The organism is Citrobacter sp. CK181 (assembly GCF_030333595.1).
In the GTDB taxonomy this organism is placed as follows: Bacteria; Pseudomonadota; Gammaproteobacteria; order Enterobacterales; family Enterobacteriaceae; genus Citrobacter_B; species Citrobacter_B koseri.
In genome coordinates, this window is sequence record NZ_JAOWFN010000013.1 from 61,295 (window position 1) to 79,690 (window position 18,396).

The window sequence follows — 18,396 nt, forward strand, 5'->3', positions numbered from 1 at the left end:
TGCTTTTCAACAAACCGCCCCGCCAGCAATGACGGGGCATTTTTGTGCTTTACCACCCATACATACCGCTTGTACTCTGCGAGAATCCATTTAATTAATAATGTTATTCACAGGGAAAAGAAGATGAGTGATATAGCATTGACGGTCAGCGTTCTGGCGTTGGTGGCGGTTGTCGGGTTGTGGATCGGCAATATCAAGGTGCGGGGTGTCGGTTTTGGCATTGGCGGCGTACTGTTCGGCGGGATTATCGTCGGCCACTTTGTCGATCAGGCCGGGATGACGCTGAGCAGTGACATGCTGCATTTTATCCAGGAATTCGGCCTGATACTCTTCGTTTACACCATTGGTATTCAGGTGGGGCCGGGGTTCTTTGCCTCTCTGCGCGTCTCAGGGTTGCGCCTTAATCTCTTTGCCATCCTGATTGTCATTATCGGTGGGCTGGTTACCGCCATTCTGCATAAAATCTTCGCTATCCCGCTACCGGTGGTGCTGGGGATTTTCTCCGGCGCGGTCACCAATACGCCTGCGCTGGGGGCCGGGCAGCAAATTCTGCGCGATCTGGGAACGCCAATGGAAGCGGTGGACCAGATGGGGATGAGCTATGCGATGGCCTATCCTTTCGGGATTTGCGGCATTTTGCTCACCATGTGGCTGATGCGGATGATTTTTCGCGTCAACGTGGAGGCGGAAGCGAAGCAGCATGAAGACACGCTTAGCAATGGACACTCGTTAATCCAGACCATGAATATCCGTGTTGAGAACCCGAATCTCAACAATATGGCGATCCAGGATGTGCCCATCCTGAACAGCGATAAAATCATCTGTTCGCGTCTGAAACGCGACGAGACGCTGATGGTGCCTTCACCGGGAACGATCATCCAGTCGGGCGACCTGCTGCATCTGGTGGGACAGCCCGCCGATCTGCATAACGCGCAGCTGGTCATTGGTCAGGAGGTGGACACCTCGCTCTCAACGCGAGGGACGGATTTGCGCGTTGAACGCGTCGTGGTCACTAACGAAAAGGTGCTCGGAAAACGCATTCGCGACCTCCATTTTAAAGAACGCTATGACGTGGTGATCTCCCGTCTGAACCGTGCGGGCGTAGAGCTGGTGGCCAGTAACGACGCCAGCCTGCAATTCGGTGACATCCTCAATCTGGTTGGCCGTCCTTCTTCAATTGATGCGGTGGCCAATGTTGTGGGGAACGCCCAGCAAAAACTGCAACAGGTGCAGATGTTACCGGTGTTTATCGGTATTGGTCTGGGCGTGTTGTTGGGGTCGATTCCGTTGTTTGTCCCTGGATTCCCGGTAGCGTTAAAGCTGGGACTGGCGGGCGGGCCGCTGATCATGGCGCTGATTCTGGGACGTATCGGCAGCATCGGCAAGCTGTACTGGTTTATGCCGCCAAGCGCCAACCTGGCGCTGCGTGAGCTGGGGATCGTGCTGTTTCTCGCGGTGGTCGGGCTGAAGTCTGGCGGTGACTTTATTGATACGTTGACTCAGGGTGATGGTCTGAGCTGGATTGGTTACGGCATCTTTATTACTGCCATTCCGCTGATTACCGTCGGTCTTCTGGCGCGTATCTTTGCCAAAATGAACTACCTGACGCTATGCGGGATGCTGGCGGGGTCAATGACCGATCCGCCTGCACTGGCGTTTGCTAACAACCTGCATGCCACCAGCGGTGCGGCGGCGCTCTCCTACGCCACCGTTTATCCACTGGTAATGTTCCTGCGGATTATCACCCCGCAACTGCTGGCGGTGCTTTTCTGGGGGTTAGGCTAGGTCAGGTTTGCATCCGGGTGGACGCGCCGTAAATGGTAGTCCACCTGGTATTCGCTGGCATTTCTGAACATGACCGAATAATTCAAAAACTCCCCGCTGTCGCTGTAAGAAAGCGATGTGATCCGCAGTAGCGGCGTTTGCTCGGGGACGTTCATTTGCGCGGAGAGCTGTTTATCGGCCAGTACGGGCGTCAGGCTTTCATAGTTGCCACTGATGGTGATGCCGCACTCTTTCTCAATATAATCAAATTTCGACCCTTCCAGGTGGATCAGCGAGAGGTTACGGAACAGCCTGACGGGCATATAGCTGTCCTCCAGCATCAGCGGTTTGCCATCCACATAGCGCACGCGGCGGGAAAAGTAGATACGTTCGTTGATCTGAATCCGCAACTGGCTGGCAATGGCGGGGGGCGCAGGCATCACTTCGAACACCAGCACCTGGCTGGTGACCTCTTTTCCCTGACGCCGCAGCACTTCCGCCAGTCCGGTCAGGTTGGTGGTTTCATGATGAAGGTCTTTACGCGCCACGTATGTGCCGCTCCCGTGCCGCCGCACCACCAGTCCCCACCCCACCAGCATATCGACGGCTTTGCGGATGGTCATTCGTGACACAGCAAACTCTTCCGCCAGCTTTTTTTCACCAGGCAACGGGCTACCGATGTTGTAATCAGATGAGTTGAGCCGGATTCTTAGTCGTTCCGCTATCGATTTGTAGATCACTACCAGACCTCTTTTTCCCTTTAATTTCCGCGCTACGAACCTTTTGATGTCTAACTTTTATGTAAAAAGTAGACATTATTGACTGAATTAAAACCATGAATGCGATCACGAATCGAAGCGGCGCGTCATGTTCTCAGAATCGCAACTACCTATTCTCGTATCAGGCCAGCAATCACTACAAAAAAGGCCTCTCCCTACTGGTTGTTATATGAGGATGTAAAAATGCTCAGTCAAATACAACGCTTTGGCGGCGCTATGTTTACCCCGGTACTGTTGTTCCCGTTCGCCGGTATCGTCGTGGGTATCGCTATCATGCTGCGCAACCCGCTTTTTGTTGGCGAAGCGCTGACCGATCCCAACAGTTTATTCGCGCAAATCGTTCATATTATTGAAGAAGGCGGCTGGACGGTTTTCCGTAATATGCCGCTGATTTTCGCCGTCGGCTTGCCGATTGGCCTGGCTAAACAGGCGCAAGGCCGAGCTTGTCTGGCGGTGCTGGTCAGCTTCCTGACATGGAACTATTTCATTAATGCCATGGGCATGACCTGGGGTCATTTTTTCGGCGTGGACTTCAGCGTAGACCCGACGGCAGGCAGCGGTCTGACGATGATGGCCGGAATAAAAACGCTCGATACCAGCATTATCGGCGCCATTATGATTTCGGGCATCGTCACCGCGCTGCACAACCGCTATTTCGATAAGCCGTTGCCCGTGTTCCTCGGTATTTTTCAGGGCACGTCGTTTGTGGTGATTATCGCGTTCCTGGTGATGATCCCCTGCGCCTGGCTGACGCTGCTCGGCTGGCCAAAAGTGCAGATGGGCATTGAATCTCTACAGGCTTTCCTGCGTTCAGCGGGCGCGCTGGGCGTGTGGGTCTACACCTTCCTCGAACGTATTCTGATCCCGACAGGGCTGCACCACTTCGTCTATGGCCCCTTCATTTTTGGCCCGGCGGCGGTAGAAGGTGGCATTCAGGTTTACTGGGCGCAACACATGCAGGCGTTCAGCCAGAGCACGGAATCGCTGAAGACGTTATTCCCGGAAGGCGGTTTTGCCCTGCACGGTAACTCAAAAATCTTTGGCTCCGTCGGGATTGCGCTGGCGCTCTATTACACCGCATCGCCAGAAAACCGGGTGAAGGTCGCCGGTTTGCTGATCCCCGCCACGTTAACCGCTGTACTGGTGGGCATCACGGAACCGCTGGAATTCACTTTCCTGTTTATCTCTCCGCTGCTGTTTGCCGTACACGCGGTACTGGCGGCCTCAATGGCGACGGTGATGTATATCTGTGGCGTGGTAGGAAATATGGGCGGCGGACTGCTGGATCAGTTCTTACCGCAAAACTGGATCCCGATGTTCCACAACCATGCCGGAATGATGTTTACCCAGATAGGCATCGGGCTGGCATTCACCGCCCTCTATTTTGTGGTTTTCCGCACCCTGATCCTGCGCTTCAATCTGAAAACGCCGGGTCGTGAAGAGAGTGAAGTCAGACTCTACAGCAAAGCGGATTACAAGGCCGCGCGTGGACAGACAACGGCGCCCGCGCCGGACGCAAAACTTGGGCAGGCAGCCGGGTTCCTCCAGGCGCTGGGCGGCGCGGGCAATATTGAAAGCATTAATAACTGCGCCACGCGCTTACGTATCGCGCTCCACGATATGGCGCAGACCCAGAGTGATGACGTCTTTAAAGCGCTGGGCGCGCACGGCGTGGTTCGCCGTGGCAATGGCATCCAGGTGATTGTCGGCCTGCATGTGCCCCAGGTGCGTGACCAGCTTGAAACGCTAATGAAATCCCCCTTATCGACCGAACAAATCCCCATGACGGAGGCAGTATCATGAAAAAATTCTCAGTGGTTATCGCAGGCGGCGGCAGCACATTTACGCCGGGCATCGTATTGATGTTGCTGGCAAACCAGGACCGTTTTCCGCTTCGCGCGCTGAAATTCTATGACAACGACGGCGCTCGCCAGGAAGTGATTGCCGAAGCGTGCAAAATCATCCTTAAAGAGCAGGCGCCGGAGATTGAGTTTAGTTACACCACCGATCCCGAAGCAGCGTTTACCGATGTTGATTTCGTGATGGCGCATATCCGCGTGGGCAAATACCCGATGCGGGAAAAAGACGAAAAAATCCCGCTGCGCCACGGCGTATTAGGCCAGGAAACCTGTGGCCCGGGCGGGATTGCGTATGGGATGCGTTCTATTGGCGGCGTGCTGGAGCTGGTGGATTACATGGAGAAATACTCCCCGAACGCGTGGATGCTGAACTACTCCAACCCGGCGGCGATAGTGGCCGAGGCGACGCGACGTCTGCGCCCGAACGCCAAAATCCTCAATATCTGTGATATGCCGATCGGCATTGAAGGGCGGATGGCGCAGATTGTCGGCCTGCAAGATCGTAAGCAAATGCGCGTGCGTTATTACGGGCTGAACCACTTTGGCTGGTGGACGTCGATTGAGGACTTGCAGGGTAACGACCTGATGCCGAAACTGCGGGAATACGTCGCGAAACACGGTTATGTTCCGCCATCTAACGATCCGCATACTGAAGCGAGCTGGAATGATACGTTCGCCAAAGCGAAGGATGTGCAGGCGCTGGACCCGGACACCATGCCGAATACCTATCTGAAATACTATCTGTTCCCGGACTATGTGGTACAGCACTCGAACCCGGCGCGCACGCGTGCTAATGAGGTGATGGATCACCGTGAAAAACAGGTATTTGGCTCCTGCCGCGCGATTATTGAAGCAGGCCACTCCTCCGCTGGCGAGCTGGAAATTGATGAACATGCGTCTTATATCGTCGATCTGGCAACGGCAATCGCCTTTAATACGCAGGAACGGATGCTGCTGATTGTGCCAAACAACGGGGCGATTCATAACTTTGATGATGAAGCGATGGTGGAGATCCCTTGCCTGGTGGGGCATAACGGGCCGGAACCTCTGACGGTTGGCGATATTCCGCAGTTCCAGAAAGGGCTGATGAGCCAGCAGGTGGCCGTCGAGAAACTGGTGGTCGATGCCTGGGAGCATCGCTCCTATCAGCGTCTGTGGCAGGCGATTACGCTCTCCAAAACCGTGCCGAGCGCGTCTGTCGCCAAAGCGATTCTTGATGATCTGATTGAAGCCAACAAAGAATACTGGCCTGAACTGCACTAATCTTGTTGACCGGCATCCAGCGGGTGCCGGTCAGGATGTTTCAACACCGCCGACGGCGCGTAGCCAAATTTATGCTTAAATGCTTTGCTGAAATGAAATGAGTCAAAGAAGTTGAGCATATCCGCTACCTGACCCACCGAATTCCCTTCCTGTTTTAACAGCGATAATGCCAGTTCCAGTCGGGCGTCCAGATAATATTCTTTCGGTGTTTTCCCGGTATAGCGTAAAAACAGACGACGCAGCCAGGCTTCGCTACAGGGGATCGTGGCCGCCATATCCGCTACGCTCCAGCGGCGTTGCAGGCTGGCATGTAACGCTGCAATTAACTTTTCAACCTGTATGCGTTGTGGGTCTTTTTTCCCGTTTGAGTCAATAAGACAAATCCACTGATAAATAATTTTCGTGAGAAACGCGACGGCGAGATTATTTTTAATCGGTTCCGGGCGGGTAATTAATTGTGAAACTTCGGCCAGTTCCTGATTATAAACGTCACCGTTATAAATAACGCTTTGTTGTCGGATAGGAATATCCATAATACTGGTTGGGGTAAACTCCATCCAGTATTGCTCCCACAATAAACCTTCGCAATGGTAAGACTGTATATCAGTGGGTTTTAAAAAGATAATGCAGTTGCCGTTTAATGTAATTTGCTCGCCGTCTTTCAGCAGGATTTTCCCGCACCCCTGTACGGTATAGACCGCGACCCACGAATTGGCGATTAGCGGCTTTTTCTTATCTCGCGGCCATATAACACGGTAATTTTCGTCAGCGTAGGTATGCCACAGCGAGATCAATGAAATTCCGCTGGAGATCACATTTTCATTAATCAGCAGGGGAATATTGTACGTAGTTTCGTTTTTTACATGCGAACTTAGCAAGTTTCCATTCATTTTATTTTCTCGCCGGAGAATGATGCCCACAACCTGAACATAACAGAAAGTGAATGCTTCAGGGAGGCGATGTTTGTAATTAAGAAATCTGACTGCCTGACCCGGCACGCTTTACCTCGTGTTGACCCTACCGCTGCCGGGACATAATGAAAAACAAGGGCTATGAGATGAATACGCTACAAATTTTGAGCTTTGTTGGTTTTACGCTACTGGTGGCGGTTATCACCTGGTGGAAGTTACGAAAAGCGGATACCGGTTCGCAGCAGGGATATTTTCTGGCGGGACGTTCGTTAAAAGCACCGGTTATTGCCGCCTCGCTGATGTTAACTAACCTCTCAACGGAACAACTGGTGGGATTAACCGGCCAGGCTTATCGCAGCGGTATGTCGGTAATGGCATGGGAAGTCATCTCCGCAATTCCGCTTATTTTTCTGGCGCTGATCTTTCTGCCACGCTATCTGCAACGCGGCATTGCAACGATCCCGGATTTTATTGAAGAGCGCTATGACAAAACCACCCGCATCATTATCGATTGCTGTTTTTTGATTGCGACGGGAATCTGTTTTTTACCCATCATTCTGTATTCCGGCGCGCTTGCCTTTAACAGCATGTTTCATGTCACTGAAACCTTTGGTATTTCACAACATACGGCGATTTGGCTGATGGCTGTCGTGCTGGGGATTAGCGGCATCCTGTATGCTGTCGTCGGCGGGATGCGGGCGATTGCCATTGCCGATGTGATTAACGGTATCGGTCTGGTGATTGGCGGCCTGATGGTGCCGCTGTTTGGTCTGATGGCGATGGGGAAAGGCAGTCTGAGCGAAGGTATTACGCGCTTAACCCAGGATCACAGCCAGATGCTGAACTCGATTGGCGGCAGCAACGACCCGGTGCCGATTGGCGCGGCGTTGACCGGGCTTATCCTGGTCAATACGTTCTACTGGTGCACCAACCAGGGGATCGTTCAGCGTACGCTGGCATCAAAAAGTTTATCGGAAGGGCAAAAAGGGGCGCTGCTTACGGCGGTGTTGAAGATGCTGGACCCGCTGATTCTGGTGCTGCCGGGCGTTATCGCTTTTCATCTCTTTCAGGATCTACCGAAAGCAGACATGGCCTACCCGGCGCTGGTGAACAAAGTGATGCCGCTGCCGCTGATTGGCTTTTTTAGCGCGGTGCTGTTTGGCGCGATTATCAGCGCATTCTGCGGTTTTTTGAACAGTGCTTCGACCCTGTTTAGCCTCGGTATCTATCGCCGACTGATTAATGAACAGGCCAGCCCCGATAAACTGGTCACTGTTGGTCGTCGCTTTGGCTTTATTGTGGCCGTGATCTCCGTACTGGTGGCGCCGTGGATCGCCTATGCGCCGCAAGGGCTCTACAGTTGGATGAAACAGCTCAACGGGATTTATAACGTGCCGTTGGTGACCATTGTTATTATGGGCTTCTTCTTCCCGCGTATTCCGGCGCTGGCTGCGAAGGTCGCAATGGGACTCGGTATTGTCAGTTACATCACCATCAACTACCTGGTGAAATTTGATTTTCATTTCCTCTATGTGCTGGCCTGTACCTTCTGTATCAACGTCGTGGTGATGCTGCTCATTGGCGTGATTAAGCCGCGTGCAACGCCGTTTAAATTTCATGATGCGTTTGCGGTTGACATGAAACCGTGGAAAAACGTGAAGATCGCCGCCGTTGGCGTCATGTTCGCGATGATTGGCGTCTATTCTGGTCTGGCGCAGTTCGGTGGCTATCAGACCCGGTGGCTGACCATTCTCAGCTACGCCATCACCGCTGCGGTGGTTGTTTACCTGATTTACAGCTCATGGCAGACGCGCCATTCCGCGCCTGTGGTTTATGTTTCTGACGCTAAGGATAAAGCATGACCCGTCCGAATTTTCTGTTCATTATGACCGATACACAGGCGACCAATATGGTGGGCTGCTATAGCGGTAAGCCGCTGAACACGCAGCATATTGACAGCCTGGCCGCTGAAGGGATTCGCTTTAACTCCGCGTATACCTGCTCGCCGGTGTGTACGCCAGCCCGCGCGGGGCTTTTTACCGGTATTTATGCCAATCAGTCCGGCCCGTGGACGAACAACGTCGCGCCGGGGAAGAACATCTCCACGATGGGGCGTTATTTTAAGGATGCAGGCTATCACACCTGCTATATCGGTAAATGGCACCTCGACGGGCACGATTACTTTGGCACCGGCGAGTGCCCGCCTGAGTGGGATGCCGACTACTGGTATGACGGCGCAAACTACCTTTCTGAACTGACGGAGAATGAAATCAGCCTGTGGCGTAACGGACTGAACAGTATTGAGGATTTGCAGACCAATAATATTGATGAGACCTTTACCTGGGCGTATCGCATCAGCAACCGGGCGGTTGATTTTCTCCATCAGCCAGCGAGAGATGACGAACCGTTCCTGATGGTGGTCTCTTATGATGAGCCGCATCATCCGTTTACCTGTCCGGTTGAGTATCTGGAGAAGTATCAGGATTTTTATTATGACCTGGGCGCGAAGGCGCAGGATTCGCTGAGTAATAAACCTGAGCACCATCGGCTATGGGCGCAGGCGATGCCGTCCCCGGTGGGCGATGATGGCTGTTATCATCATCCGCTCTACTTTGCCTGCAATGACTTTGTTGACGATCAGATTGGGCGGGTGATCAATGCGTTAACCCCGGAACAACGTGAGAATACCTGGGTGATTTATACCTCCGATCACGGTGAAATGATGGGGGCGCACAAACTCATCAGCAAAGGGGCGGCAATGTATGATGACATTACCCGCATCCCGCTGATTATGCGCCCGCCGCAGGGAGCGCCGCTGCAGATCGATACGCCGGTCAGCCATATTGACCTGCTGCCTACGATGATGGCGCTGGCGGGGATTGATAAGCCCGATATTCTTCCGGGTGAAAACATCCTGGCCGTTGAAGCGCCGCGCGGGGTGATGGTGGAGTTCAACCGCTATGAGATCGAGCATGACAGCTTTGGCGGCTTTATTCCGGTGCGCTGCTGGGTGACGGATAACTGGAAGCTGGTGCTGAACCTGTTTACCAGCGATGAGCTGTACGACAGGCGTAATGACCCGGATGAACTGCATAATCTGATTGCTGCGCCGGAATTTGCCGGTGTTCGCAGTCAGATGCACGACGCGCTGCTGGATTACATGGATAAAATCCGCGACCCGTTCCGTACGTACCAGTGGATCCTGCGTCCGTGGCGTAAAGATGCCCGGCCGCGCTGGATGGGGGCATTCCGCCCACGCCCACAAGACGGTTATTCTCCGGTGGTACGTGATTACGATACCGGTTTGCCCACGCAAGGCGTGAAAGTAGAAGAGAAAAAGCAGAAGTTTTGATGCGTTATGCCCGGTGGCGCTGTGCTTACCGGGCCTACAAAAAGCGCAATACCGTAGGCCGGATAAGGCGTTTACGCCGCCATCCGGCAATAATGATGCCCGGTGGCGCTGTGCTTACCGGGCCTACAAAAAGCGCAACACCGTAGGCCGGATAAGGCGTTTACGCCGCCATCCGGCAATAATAATGCCCGGTGGCGCTGCGCTTACCGGGCCTACAAAAGCGTAATACCGTAGGCCGGATAAGGCGCTTACGCCGCCATCCGGCAATAATGATGCCCGGTGGCGCTGCGCTTACCGGGCCTACAAAAGCGTAATACCGTAGGCCGGATAAGGCATTTACGCCGCCATCCGGCAATAATAATGCCCGGTGGCGCTGCGCTTACCGGGCCTACAAAAAGCGCAACACCGTAGGCCGGATAAGGCATTTACGCCGCCATCCGGCAATAATTTAAAGGAGCCGTCATGAAGATTTCCCGCCTCGGAGAAGCGCCGGATTACCGCTTCTCGCTGGCAAATGAGCGTACCTTTTTGGCGTGGATTCGCACCGCGCTGGGGTTTCTGGCGGCGGGCGTCGGGCTTGACCAACTCGCGCCGGACTTCGCCACGCCGGTGATTCGCGAACTGCTGGCACTGCTGCTGTGTCTCTTTGCGGGCGGCCTGGCGATTTATGGCTATCTGCGCTGGCTACGCAACGAAAAAGCGATGCGTCTGAAAGAAGACCTGCCGTACACCCATAGCCTGATGATAATCAGCCTGATGCTGATGATTGTTGCGGTGATTGTCATGGCGCTGGTGTTGTATGCCGGATAGCCGCAAAGCCCGCCGTCAGGTTGATCCCGGTCTACAGCCGGAGCGCACGTCGCTGGCCTGGTTTCGTACCCTGTTAGGCTATGGCGCATTGATGGCGCTGGCGCTGAAACATAACTGGCATCAGGCGGGGTTTCTGTTCTGGGTTTCTATTGGCGTGCTGGCGATTGTCGCGCTCATTCTCTGGCGCTATACCCGCAGCCGTAACCTGATGGATGTGGCGCACAGTGATTTTTCCGAATCTCGCGCCGTGCGTGACAAATTTTTGATCTCTCTCGCGGTGTTGTCCCTCGCAATACTGTTTGCTGTAACGCATATTCGTCAACTTATCGTCTTTATTAGGGATTTTGCATGACAGGATGTCAGGTCATGGCTAAACCGGCCAGCTCACGTTGTAACCTTGATTGTCATTACTGTTTTTATATCGATAAACCCTCTCAACCCGTTATGGATGACGCGACCTTAGAGGCTTTTATTTGCCAGCATATTGCCGCGCAGTCGGTTGATGATGTGCTGTTTGCCTGGCAGGGCGGAGAGCCGACGCTGTGTGGACTCGATTTTTTTCACCGCGTGGTCGCGTTGCAAAAACGCTATGGAGAGGGGAAACGCATCCAGAATACCTTCCAGACTAACGGCATTTTACTCAGTGACGAGTGGTGCCGATTCTTACGCGATAATGGCTGGCTGGTCGGTATCTCACTGGATGGCCCCGCCGATTTACATGATGCTTATCGCGTTAGCCGTAGTGGAAAACCAACGCATCATAAGGTGGTGGAAGCGATAGCAAGGCTGGCTGCCCATCGCGTGGACTTCAACCTGCTGGTGGTGGTGAATCGGCTGAACAGCCAGCAGCCTGCGCGTATGTATCGCTATCTTCGCCAGCTTGGCACGCCTTTTCTTCAGTTCATTCCGTTGGTTGAACGTGACGATCGCGGCAAACTGACCGCTGATTCCGTGACGTCGGAAGACTGGGGGCATTTTCTCAATGATGTGTTTGATCTCTGGGTTCGGGAAGATATTGGGCGCGTTTTTGTACAACTGTTTGATTCGATGCTGGGCGTGTGGAGTGGGCATCCGGCACAAATGTGCGCGCTTAGCGAAACCTGCGGTCACGCGTTCGCCCTGGAAGCAAACGGCGATCTCTATCAGTGCGATCACTATGTCTACCCGGCGTTCCGGCTGGGTAATATCCATCAAACGCCACTACATATGCTGAATGCCAGCCCGCAGGCGAGTGAATTTGGACAGCAGAAAAAATCAACGCTGGGGGCGGATTGCCTGGACTGCGCCTTATTGCGATTCTGCAACGGTGATTGTCCAAAGCATCGGGATTTAAGCGGGAAAAGCGTGCTGTGCGGCGGGTATAAAGCGTTTATTAACCACACGTCGCCGCATATGCGCGTCATGCGGGATCTAATTAAACAGCATCGCTCACCGATGGAGCTGATGGCGATGCTGCGTTAAGGTCAGTGACGTTTAGCGCCCTTTCGCCAGGTACTGCGCCATCTCTTCTTCCGGCACCATACCGCCGCCGGTCGCCCACACCAGATGCGTGGCGTGATTAAGCTGCTCAGCGCTGAAGGCGTGCATCTGCTGGTAATCCGTCGAACGGCAAACACGCTGCGGCCCGGCCATTCCCGCCAGTGCGGACGGCTCCAGGCGAATACCTTCTTCCTGCGCCAGCCAACCCAGCATGTCGTACATCGTCCGATCGTCGAGGGTGTACAGCCCGTCCAGCAGACGTTCCATTGCCCGCCCTACAAACCCGGATGCGCGCCCCACCGCCAGACCGTCTGCCGCCGTCAGGTTATCGACGCCAATCTCCTGGACGGAAATGGCATCATGCAGACCGGTATATACGCCCAGTAACATGCACGGAGAGTGGGTTGGTTCGGCGAAGAAGCAGTGGACGTTGTCGCCAAATGCCAGTTTCAGACCAAAAGCCACGCCGCCAGGGCCGCCGCCAACGCCGCACGGCAGGTAGACAAACAGCGGATGGTCGGCATCCACCACGCGCCCCTGCTGCGCAAACTGAGCCTTCAGGCGCTGCCCGGCCACCGCATAGCCCAAAAACAGCGTGCGGGAGTTTTCATCGTCAATGAAGAAACAGTTTGGATCGGACTGTGCCGCTTTGCGTCCTTGCTCAACCGCTACGCCGTAATCCTCTTCGTATTCCACTACCGTTACGCCGTGGCTGCGCAGTTTGGCTTTCTTCCAGGCGCGGGCGTCGGCGGACATATGCACCGTCACCTTAAAGCCGATACAGGCGCTCATAATGCCAATCGACAGCCCCAGATTACCGGTTGAACCCACGGCAATGCTGTACTGGCTGAAGAACTGCCTGAACTCCGGTGAAAGCATTACGCTGTAGTCATCTTCGGTCGTCAGCAGACCCGCCTCCAGCGCCAGTTTTTCCGCGTGGGCCAGCACTTCATAAATCCCGCCACGGGCTTTTATCGAGCCGGAAATCGGTAAGTGACTGTCTTTTTTCAGCAGAAGTTCGCCGCTGATTTTCTGTCCGTACTCTTTTTCCAGCCGCTGCTGCATTGCGGGGATGATCGCCAGTTCAGACTCAATAATCCCGCCGGTTGCGGCGGTTTCCGGGAAGGCTTTTGCCAGATACGGCGCGAAACGGGCCAGGCGGGCATGCGCATCCTGTACATCCTGCGCTGTCAGACCAACATAGGGTAAACCTTCCGCAAGAGAGGTGGTGCCTGGGTTAAACCAGGTCGTTTCTTTGAGGGCGATCAGATCCTCTACCAGAGGATACTGAGCGATGAGTGAAGTCATTTTAGCGTTTTCCATAATACGTCTCTTTGCGCTTAGATGATAAAGGAAAGCAGGAATGTGCCCGCCAGAGCAACAACCGACGCGATAAATGTCGCGGTTGTATAGTACTTAAATGTTTCATTCAGGGTGGCGCCGCAGTATTGCTTCACCAGCCAGAAGAGGGAATCGGTCACGATCGTGCAGCCAATCGCGCCGGAACCGATGGCAATGGCGATGATCTCCGGGCTGACGTTGGGGTAGAGCGGCAGCATCGGCGCGACAATCGCCGTCGCGCCCATCATCGCAACCGTTGCGGAACCCACTGCGGCGTGCAGAATCAGCGCCACCAGCCAGGCCAGCAGAATCGGGTGCATGTGCATATTGGAGAGGATCACCGCCAGCGTATCCGCCAGACCGCTGCTTTTGAGGATAGCGTTGAACGCGCCGCCTGCACCGATAATCAGCAGGATGTTAGCAATCGAGCCAAAGCCGTTTTCGGTATGGGTCAGCAACGTACCCATACCGATATGCTGACGCAGGCCGAGAATGTAATAGGCCACGAAAACGGCGATAAACATTGCGGTGATCGGGTTGCCGATAAACTCCAGCAGCGTATACAGCGTGCCGCCCTGCGTCATGTTCAGTTCGGCAACGGTTTTTACCAGCATCAGGCCAATCGGCAGCAGGACGGTAAACAGCGTCGCGCGTAAAGAAGGCAGCGTATTTTCATCGCGCACTTCGAGATCCGCAAACTCCGTCGGCACCGGCTTAAACGGCAGGCGGTTGCCGAGGAACTTCAGGAATAGCGGCCCGCCGACCAGCGACGCCACCAGCCCAACCAGCAAACCGTAGACGATAACGGAACCGATATCTGCACCCAGCTTATTCGCCACAAACAGCGCAGCCGGATGCGGCGGCACCACGCAATGCACGGCCATTAGCGCGGTACACAGCGGAATAGCCAGCTTCAGCAGCGACGTGTTGGTTTTCTTCGCTATCGAAAATGCCAGTGGGATGAGCAGTACCACACCCACTTCCACAAACAGCGTGATGCCGCAAATCAGCCCCACCAGCACCATGATCACATCAGCGGAAAGCCAGCGGCAACGCTGGAGCGTCAGGCCGATCCGTTCTGCCGCGCCGGACACTTCCATCATTTTGCCGAGAATGGTTCCGAGACCGATGACGGCGGCGAGGAAGCCTAACGTGCCGCCAATACCGCTTTCAATCGCATTGACCATCTCCAGCGGCCCCATGCCCATCATCGCGCCCACAAAGAAACTGGCCAGCAGCAGTGCCAGAAACGGGTGGAATCTGAATTTCACGATGGTCAGCACGATTAGCACGATGCTTACCAGCAGCGTGCTCACAACCCAAATTTGAGAGTGCATATCTCACCTTACCCTGTGATTAACATAGGCGTATTGGACGAAAAAACGGCACTTGCTGACAAACGATATAAATTGCCCTTCGCATGAGCCAAATTGAATCAAAAGGGTGATTTGCATCCAATAATGGTCTGTTTATGCGATATGGTTCACTTTGATTCATCTTTGCGCTGATTTTCCAGGCGCATTTTTTTACACTGCAAAGCCAAAAAGAGGTCACAGAGGCGGCGATGGAACCCTTACGCGACGGCAGAAACCGTTTACTCAACGGCTGGCAATTATCAAAGCTGTACACCTTTGAAGTGGCGGCCAGGCATCAGTCTTTTGCGCTGGCGGCGGATGAGCTGTCGCTAAGTCCCAGCGCGGTCAGCCATCGAATTAATCAACTGGAAGAGGAGCTGGGGATTCAGCTCTTTGTCCGTTCGCACCGCAAAGTGGAACTCACCCATGAGGGCAAGCGGGTATTCTGGGCGTTGAAATCGTCGCTGGATACGCTGAATCAGGAAATCCTCGATATTAAAAATCAGGAGTTGTCAGGGACGCTGACCGTCTATTCGCGGCCTTCGATTGCTCAGTGCTGGCTGGTGCCTGCGCTGGGAGATTTTACTCGCCGCTATCCGTCCATCTCGCTGACCATGTTGACCGGTAATGACAACGTGAATCTCCAGCGGGCAGGGATTGATTTAGCGATCTATTTTGATGATGCGCCCTCGGCGCAGCTGACGCATCACTTCCTGATGGATGAGGCCATTCTGCCGGTGTGCAGCCCCGAATATGCCCGTCATCATGACTTAACGAATGCGCGGGTTAACCTGCGCCACTGTACGCTCCTGCATGACCGACAGGCATGGAGCAACGACTCCGGCACTGATGAATGGCACAGTTGGGCGCAGCATTTTGGCGTGAATCTGCCGACATCGTCGGGTATTGGCTTCGATCGTTCCGATTTAGCCGTTATTGCGGCAATGAACCATATCGGTGTGGCGATGGGGCGTAAACGGCTGGTGCAAAAGCGTCTTGATAGCGGCGAACTGATTGCGCCTTTCGGCGAGATGACGCTGAAATGCCACCAGCACTATTATGTAACCACGCTGCCTGGCAGACAGTGGCCGAAAATCGAGGCGTTTATCGGCTGGTTGCAGGAGCAGGCGACGTAGCGTTTGCCACGCGAAGATTTATTGCATGTAAAGCCAGAAAGCGTGCTAAATACGTGATATGACTCCTGATGATTTGCTTAAGGACAATCGTGTTAAAGCCGCTTGCTTCTCTCTTCCTGCTCGTCAGCGCCACGGTGTGCGCGGCTCAGCCGCCGTTGACCGCTTCGCGCTATGCGCAGCAGCTTGGTGTGGGGATGGACGTTGACTGGGCGCGCACCGAACGGGGTATCCGGGAGTTTGATCCTCTGGTGGTGCGTGATTTTCAGGCGAAGGGATTTAAGCATGTGCGCATACGCGTCGCGGGAGAGCCGACGGAAGCGCGACTCATCCACCTGCGAAAACTGGTGGAGGCGTGTGAGCAGTATGGCGTGATTCCAATCATTGCTTATCAGGCCGATGAGTATAAAAACGACCCCAGTCCCGGCAATGAACAAGAGGTGATCAACTGGTGGGTGGCCGTCGCGCACTATTTTGCGCAACGTTCGCCGCTGCTGGGGTTTGACCTGATTTATGAACCGGCGGAGAAACTCAACCACAGCCAGGCTTCCCTGAACCGGGTATATGACAAAACCATCCGCACCCTTCACGCGATTGACCCCCAACGCATGATTTTTGTCGCGCCTCGTCTGCGCGCCGCGCCGGAAGCGTTGTCGGCCCTAAAACTGCCCCCGCAAAGCCAGAATTACGTGCTGGCGGAGTGGCATATCTTTCCGTGGGGGCCGTTGAAAAATAACGGTAAATACCCGTGGACGTCGGGCACGGCGGCAGAGAAAGCGGCGATTCGCGCGCGAATTAACGCCGCCGTGCGCTGGCAGCAAAAAACCGGCCATGTCAGTTGGGTTGGCGGCTGGGCGCCGGGCGAATCAATCAAAAATAGCCCTTCCGCTTCGCAGCTCGCGTTTGCCCGATTTATGGCGTGCGAGTTGCAAAGGGTGAATATTCCGTATGCGATTAACGCGGATACGCAGTTTTATGACGGGGAAGAAGGGGCGTGGCGCCCGGCGCTGGAGCCGCTCCTGACCACGATGATTTCGCCGGTATGTGAAAAGCCCGGCGGGAAACCGGGCCATCATTCGATTAAATCGTCTGCCCCTGATGCGGCACACGCGACGCCAGCGGCAGCCAGCACAGTAAAATCAGCAGCCCCATAAGCGTCATCAAAAAGCCGAGGCTACCCTGCCCGGTTTGCGGCAGCATCGCGGAGAGCCACGCCAGCACGCCGGAGCCGATGTTTTGCAGGCCGCCCACCAGCGCGCCAGCCGTTCCGGCGAGAAACGGGAAAGGTTCCATCGCGCCGCTGGTCGCCAGTGGGAACAGCATTCCGGCGCCGAAGAAGAACAGCGCGGCGGGGATCAGCAGCGTCCAGACGTTCATCACGCCAAACAGACCTGGGACCCACATCATGACGCCCGCCAACAGGCAACTAAATACCGACTGCCACATCAGCGTTGAGAAGCGCTTATTCGGGCGACCCGCAAACCATGCGCCGAAAAACGCCGCCGGAATTGGCAGAATAAACAGGATGCTCACCACCATGCTGCTCAGACCCAGTACCGCTCCCATCAGCACGCCGGAGCAGGCTTCAAAGACGGCGATTCCCGCCAGTCCGCCAATCAGCATCAGCAGATAACAGGTAAATGCGCCGTTGCCGAATAATGTTTTGTAGCTGGCGATCAGGCGGGTACGTGGTGCGCCTGTGGGGCGCGTCTCCGGCATCCAGCGCGCCATACTGAAGGTGACGCCTGCGCAGAGAACCAGCAGGAAAACGTAACAGGCGCGCCAGTTCCAGACGGTATCCAGCAGTCCGCCAATCAGCGGCGCCAGCAACGGACTCACCAGAATCCCCATATTCAACAGGCTGTTAGCGTGGCGTAACTGCGTGCCTTCATACAGATCGCGCGGCAGCGTACGCGCCATCACGCCGCCGACGCCAGTGCCCATGCCCTGTAACGCGCTGGCGGCAATCAATACCGTCAGGCTGTGGGTGGTAATCGCGACCAGCGTAGCCAGCATAAAAATGGACATCCCGACGAGGATCACCGGGCGGCGCCCTACCCGATCGGAAAGCGGGCCGTAAAACAGTTGCGATACGCCGTAGGTGAGCAGGTAAGCGGCCATGACGCTTTGTACTGCCCCTTCACGAACGTTCAGTTCACGCGCCATATCGGCAATGGCGGGGATATAAATGGTTTGCGCCATCTGCCCGACGGCCACCAGTAATACCAACATCAACAACAAATTGACGCTTCTCTGCCTTTTCATTTCGCTGATTACTTTTAAAAAAAGAAAAAAATAAGAATAAGGTGCTACGCATTCCCATAAATGCGAGTGGAATCTACCACACTAA

At 54.7% G+C, this 18,396-nt stretch carries 15 protein-coding genes; 10 read left to right on the forward strand and 5 right to left on the reverse strand.

The window, feature by feature from the left end; genetic code table 11:
• The first annotated feature begins 123 nt into the window (after nt 1-123).
• Nucleotides 124-1,785 carry a putative transporter gene (locus OGW17_RS11660; protein WP_071259103.1) on the forward strand — a complete coding sequence of 554 codons (1,662 nt, stop codon included), beginning with the start codon at nt 124-126 and terminating at the stop codon, nt 1,783-1,785.
• On the opposite strand, the gene OGW17_RS11665 is transcribed toward OGW17_RS11660, so the two are convergent.
• Nucleotides 1,782-2,504: a GntR family transcriptional regulator gene (locus OGW17_RS11665; protein ID WP_071259106.1), complete on the reverse strand. Its 723-nt coding sequence runs from the start codon at nt 2,502-2,504 to the stop codon at nt 1,782-1,784. The genes OGW17_RS11660 and OGW17_RS11665 overlap by 4 nt on opposite strands.
• A 222-nt stretch (nt 2,505-2,726) precedes the next feature.
• Here OGW17_RS11665 and OGW17_RS11670 point away from each other — a divergent pair, with 222 nt between their 5' ends.
• A complete protein-coding gene (locus OGW17_RS11670) occupies nt 2,727-4,346 on the forward strand; it encodes an alpha-glucoside-specific PTS transporter subunit IIBC (RefSeq protein ID WP_071259109.1) in 1,620 nt (539 codons plus the stop codon).
• Complete coding sequence (locus tag OGW17_RS11675) at nt 4,343-5,665, forward strand: 6-phospho-alpha-glucosidase (protein WP_047460135.1); 1,323 nt, start codon at nt 4,343-4,345, stop codon at nt 5,663-5,665. The genes OGW17_RS11670 and OGW17_RS11675 overlap by 4 nt, the downstream gene beginning before the upstream one ends.
• On the opposite strand, the gene OGW17_RS11680 is transcribed toward OGW17_RS11675, so the two are convergent.
• Nucleotides 5,662-6,555: a helix-turn-helix transcriptional regulator gene (locus OGW17_RS11680; protein ID WP_049008749.1), complete on the reverse strand. Its 894-nt coding sequence runs from the start codon at nt 6,553-6,555 to the stop codon at nt 5,662-5,664. The two genes, OGW17_RS11675 and OGW17_RS11680, sit on opposite strands and share 4 nt — an antisense overlap.
• A gap of 167 nt (nt 6,556-6,722) precedes the next feature.
• Here OGW17_RS11680 and OGW17_RS11685 point away from each other — a divergent pair, with 167 nt between their 5' ends.
• From OGW17_RS11685 to OGW17_RS11705, 5 genes are all read left to right on the forward strand, one after another.
• Complete coding sequence (locus tag OGW17_RS11685; RefSeq protein ID WP_071259403.1) at nt 6,723-8,438, forward strand: solute:sodium symporter family transporter; 1,716 nt, start codon at nt 6,723-6,725, stop codon at nt 8,436-8,438.
• A complete protein-coding gene (locus OGW17_RS11690) occupies nt 8,435-9,928 on the forward strand; it encodes a sulfatase-like hydrolase/transferase (protein ID WP_071259111.1) in 1,494 nt (497 codons plus the stop codon). The genes OGW17_RS11685 and OGW17_RS11690 overlap by 4 nt, the downstream gene beginning before the upstream one ends.
• A gap of 462 nt (nt 9,929-10,390) precedes the next feature.
• Nucleotides 10,391-10,738: a YidH family protein gene (locus OGW17_RS11695; RefSeq protein ID WP_012000784.1), complete on the forward strand. Its 348-nt coding sequence runs from the start codon at nt 10,391-10,393 to the stop codon at nt 10,736-10,738.
• Nucleotides 10,728-11,090, forward strand: a complete 363-nt coding sequence (locus OGW17_RS11700; protein WP_071259114.1) for a DUF202 domain-containing protein — start codon at nt 10,728-10,730, stop codon at nt 11,088-11,090. The genes OGW17_RS11695 and OGW17_RS11700 overlap by 11 nt, the downstream gene beginning before the upstream one ends.
• The gene (locus OGW17_RS11705) at nt 11,087-12,199 is read left to right on the forward strand and encodes an anaerobic sulfatase maturase (protein WP_165383398.1); all 1,113 of its coding nucleotides are present in this window, start codon (nt 11,087-11,089) and stop codon (nt 12,197-12,199) included. Before OGW17_RS11700 ends, OGW17_RS11705 begins: the two co-directional genes overlap by 4 nt.
• Nucleotides 12,200-12,211: 12 nt before the next feature.
• Here the strand turns inward: OGW17_RS11705 and dsdA are convergent, their stop codons facing one another.
• Together dsdA and dsdX are read right to left on the reverse strand one after the other, a co-directional pair.
• Nucleotides 12,212-13,540 (reverse strand): D-serine ammonia-lyase, encoded by a 1,329-nt coding sequence (dsdA, locus tag OGW17_RS11710; protein ID WP_012000781.1) that lies wholly within the window; start codon nt 13,538-13,540, stop codon nt 12,212-12,214.
• Between the two features lie 17 nt (nt 13,541-13,557).
• Entirely contained in the window at nt 13,558-14,895 is a 1,338-nt protein-coding gene (gene dsdX / locus OGW17_RS11715) for a D-serine transporter DsdX (protein WP_047460149.1), read from the reverse strand.
• A 227-nt stretch (nt 14,896-15,122) separates the two neighbouring features.
• On the opposite strand from dsdX, the gene dsdC reads away from it, so the two are divergent.
• Together dsdC and OGW17_RS11725 are read left to right on the forward strand one after the other, a co-directional pair.
• Entirely contained in the window at nt 15,123-16,049 is a 927-nt protein-coding gene (gene dsdC / locus OGW17_RS11720; RefSeq protein ID WP_024130072.1) for a DNA-binding transcriptional regulator DsdC, read from the forward strand.
• Nucleotides 16,050-16,138: 89 nt separating this feature from the next.
• Nucleotides 16,139-17,200 carry a cellulase family glycosylhydrolase gene (locus OGW17_RS11725; RefSeq protein WP_225622034.1) on the forward strand — a complete coding sequence of 354 codons (1,062 nt, stop codon included), beginning with the start codon at nt 16,139-16,141 and terminating at the stop codon, nt 17,198-17,200.
• On the opposite strand, the gene emrD is transcribed toward OGW17_RS11725, so the two are convergent.
• The gene (gene emrD / locus OGW17_RS11730) at nt 17,127-18,311 is read right to left on the reverse strand and encodes a multidrug efflux MFS transporter EmrD (RefSeq protein ID WP_071259123.1); all 1,185 of its coding nucleotides are present in this window, start codon (nt 18,309-18,311) and stop codon (nt 17,127-17,129) included. The two genes, OGW17_RS11725 and emrD, sit on opposite strands and share 74 nt — an antisense overlap.
• Nucleotides 18,312-18,396 lie beyond the last annotated feature (85 nt).

What these genes read in the sequence shown, in the direction of transcription:
- OGW17_RS11660 (WP_071259103.1), top strand. Translation starts at nt 124, where the DNA reads ATGAGTGATATAGCATTGACGGTCAGCGTTCTGGCGTTGGTGGCGGTT.
- OGW17_RS11670 (WP_071259109.1), top strand. Translation starts at nt 2,727, where the DNA reads ATGCTCAGTCAAATACAACGCTTTGGCGGCGCTATGTTTACCCCGGTA.
- OGW17_RS11675 (WP_047460135.1), top strand. Translation starts at nt 4,343, where the DNA reads ATGAAAAAATTCTCAGTGGTTATCGCAGGCGGCGGCAGCACATTTACG.
- OGW17_RS11680 (WP_049008749.1), bottom strand. Translation starts at nt 6,555, where the DNA reads ATGAATGGAAACTTGCTAAGTTCGCATGTAAAAAACGAAACTACGTAC.
- OGW17_RS11685 (WP_071259403.1), top strand. Translation starts at nt 6,723, where the DNA reads ATGAATACGCTACAAATTTTGAGCTTTGTTGGTTTTACGCTACTGGTG.
- OGW17_RS11690 (WP_071259111.1), top strand. Translation starts at nt 8,435, where the DNA reads ATGACCCGTCCGAATTTTCTGTTCATTATGACCGATACACAGGCGACC.
- OGW17_RS11695 (WP_012000784.1), top strand. Translation starts at nt 10,391, where the DNA reads ATGAAGATTTCCCGCCTCGGAGAAGCGCCGGATTACCGCTTCTCGCTG.
- OGW17_RS11700 (WP_071259114.1), top strand. Translation starts at nt 10,728, where the DNA reads ATGCCGGATAGCCGCAAAGCCCGCCGTCAGGTTGATCCCGGTCTACAG.
- OGW17_RS11705 (WP_165383398.1), top strand. Translation starts at nt 11,087, where the DNA reads ATGACAGGATGTCAGGTCATGGCTAAACCGGCCAGCTCACGTTGTAAC.
- dsdA (WP_012000781.1), bottom strand. Translation starts at nt 13,540, where the DNA reads ATGGAAAACGCTAAAATGACTTCACTCATCGCTCAGTATCCTCTGGTA.
- dsdX (WP_047460149.1), bottom strand. Translation starts at nt 14,895, where the DNA reads ATGCACTCTCAAATTTGGGTTGTGAGCACGCTGCTGGTAAGCATCGTG.
- dsdC (WP_024130072.1), top strand. Translation starts at nt 15,123, where the DNA reads ATGGAACCCTTACGCGACGGCAGAAACCGTTTACTCAACGGCTGGCAA.
- emrD (WP_071259123.1), bottom strand. Translation starts at nt 18,311, where the DNA reads ATGAAAAGGCAGAGAAGCGTCAATTTGTTGTTGATGTTGGTATTACTG.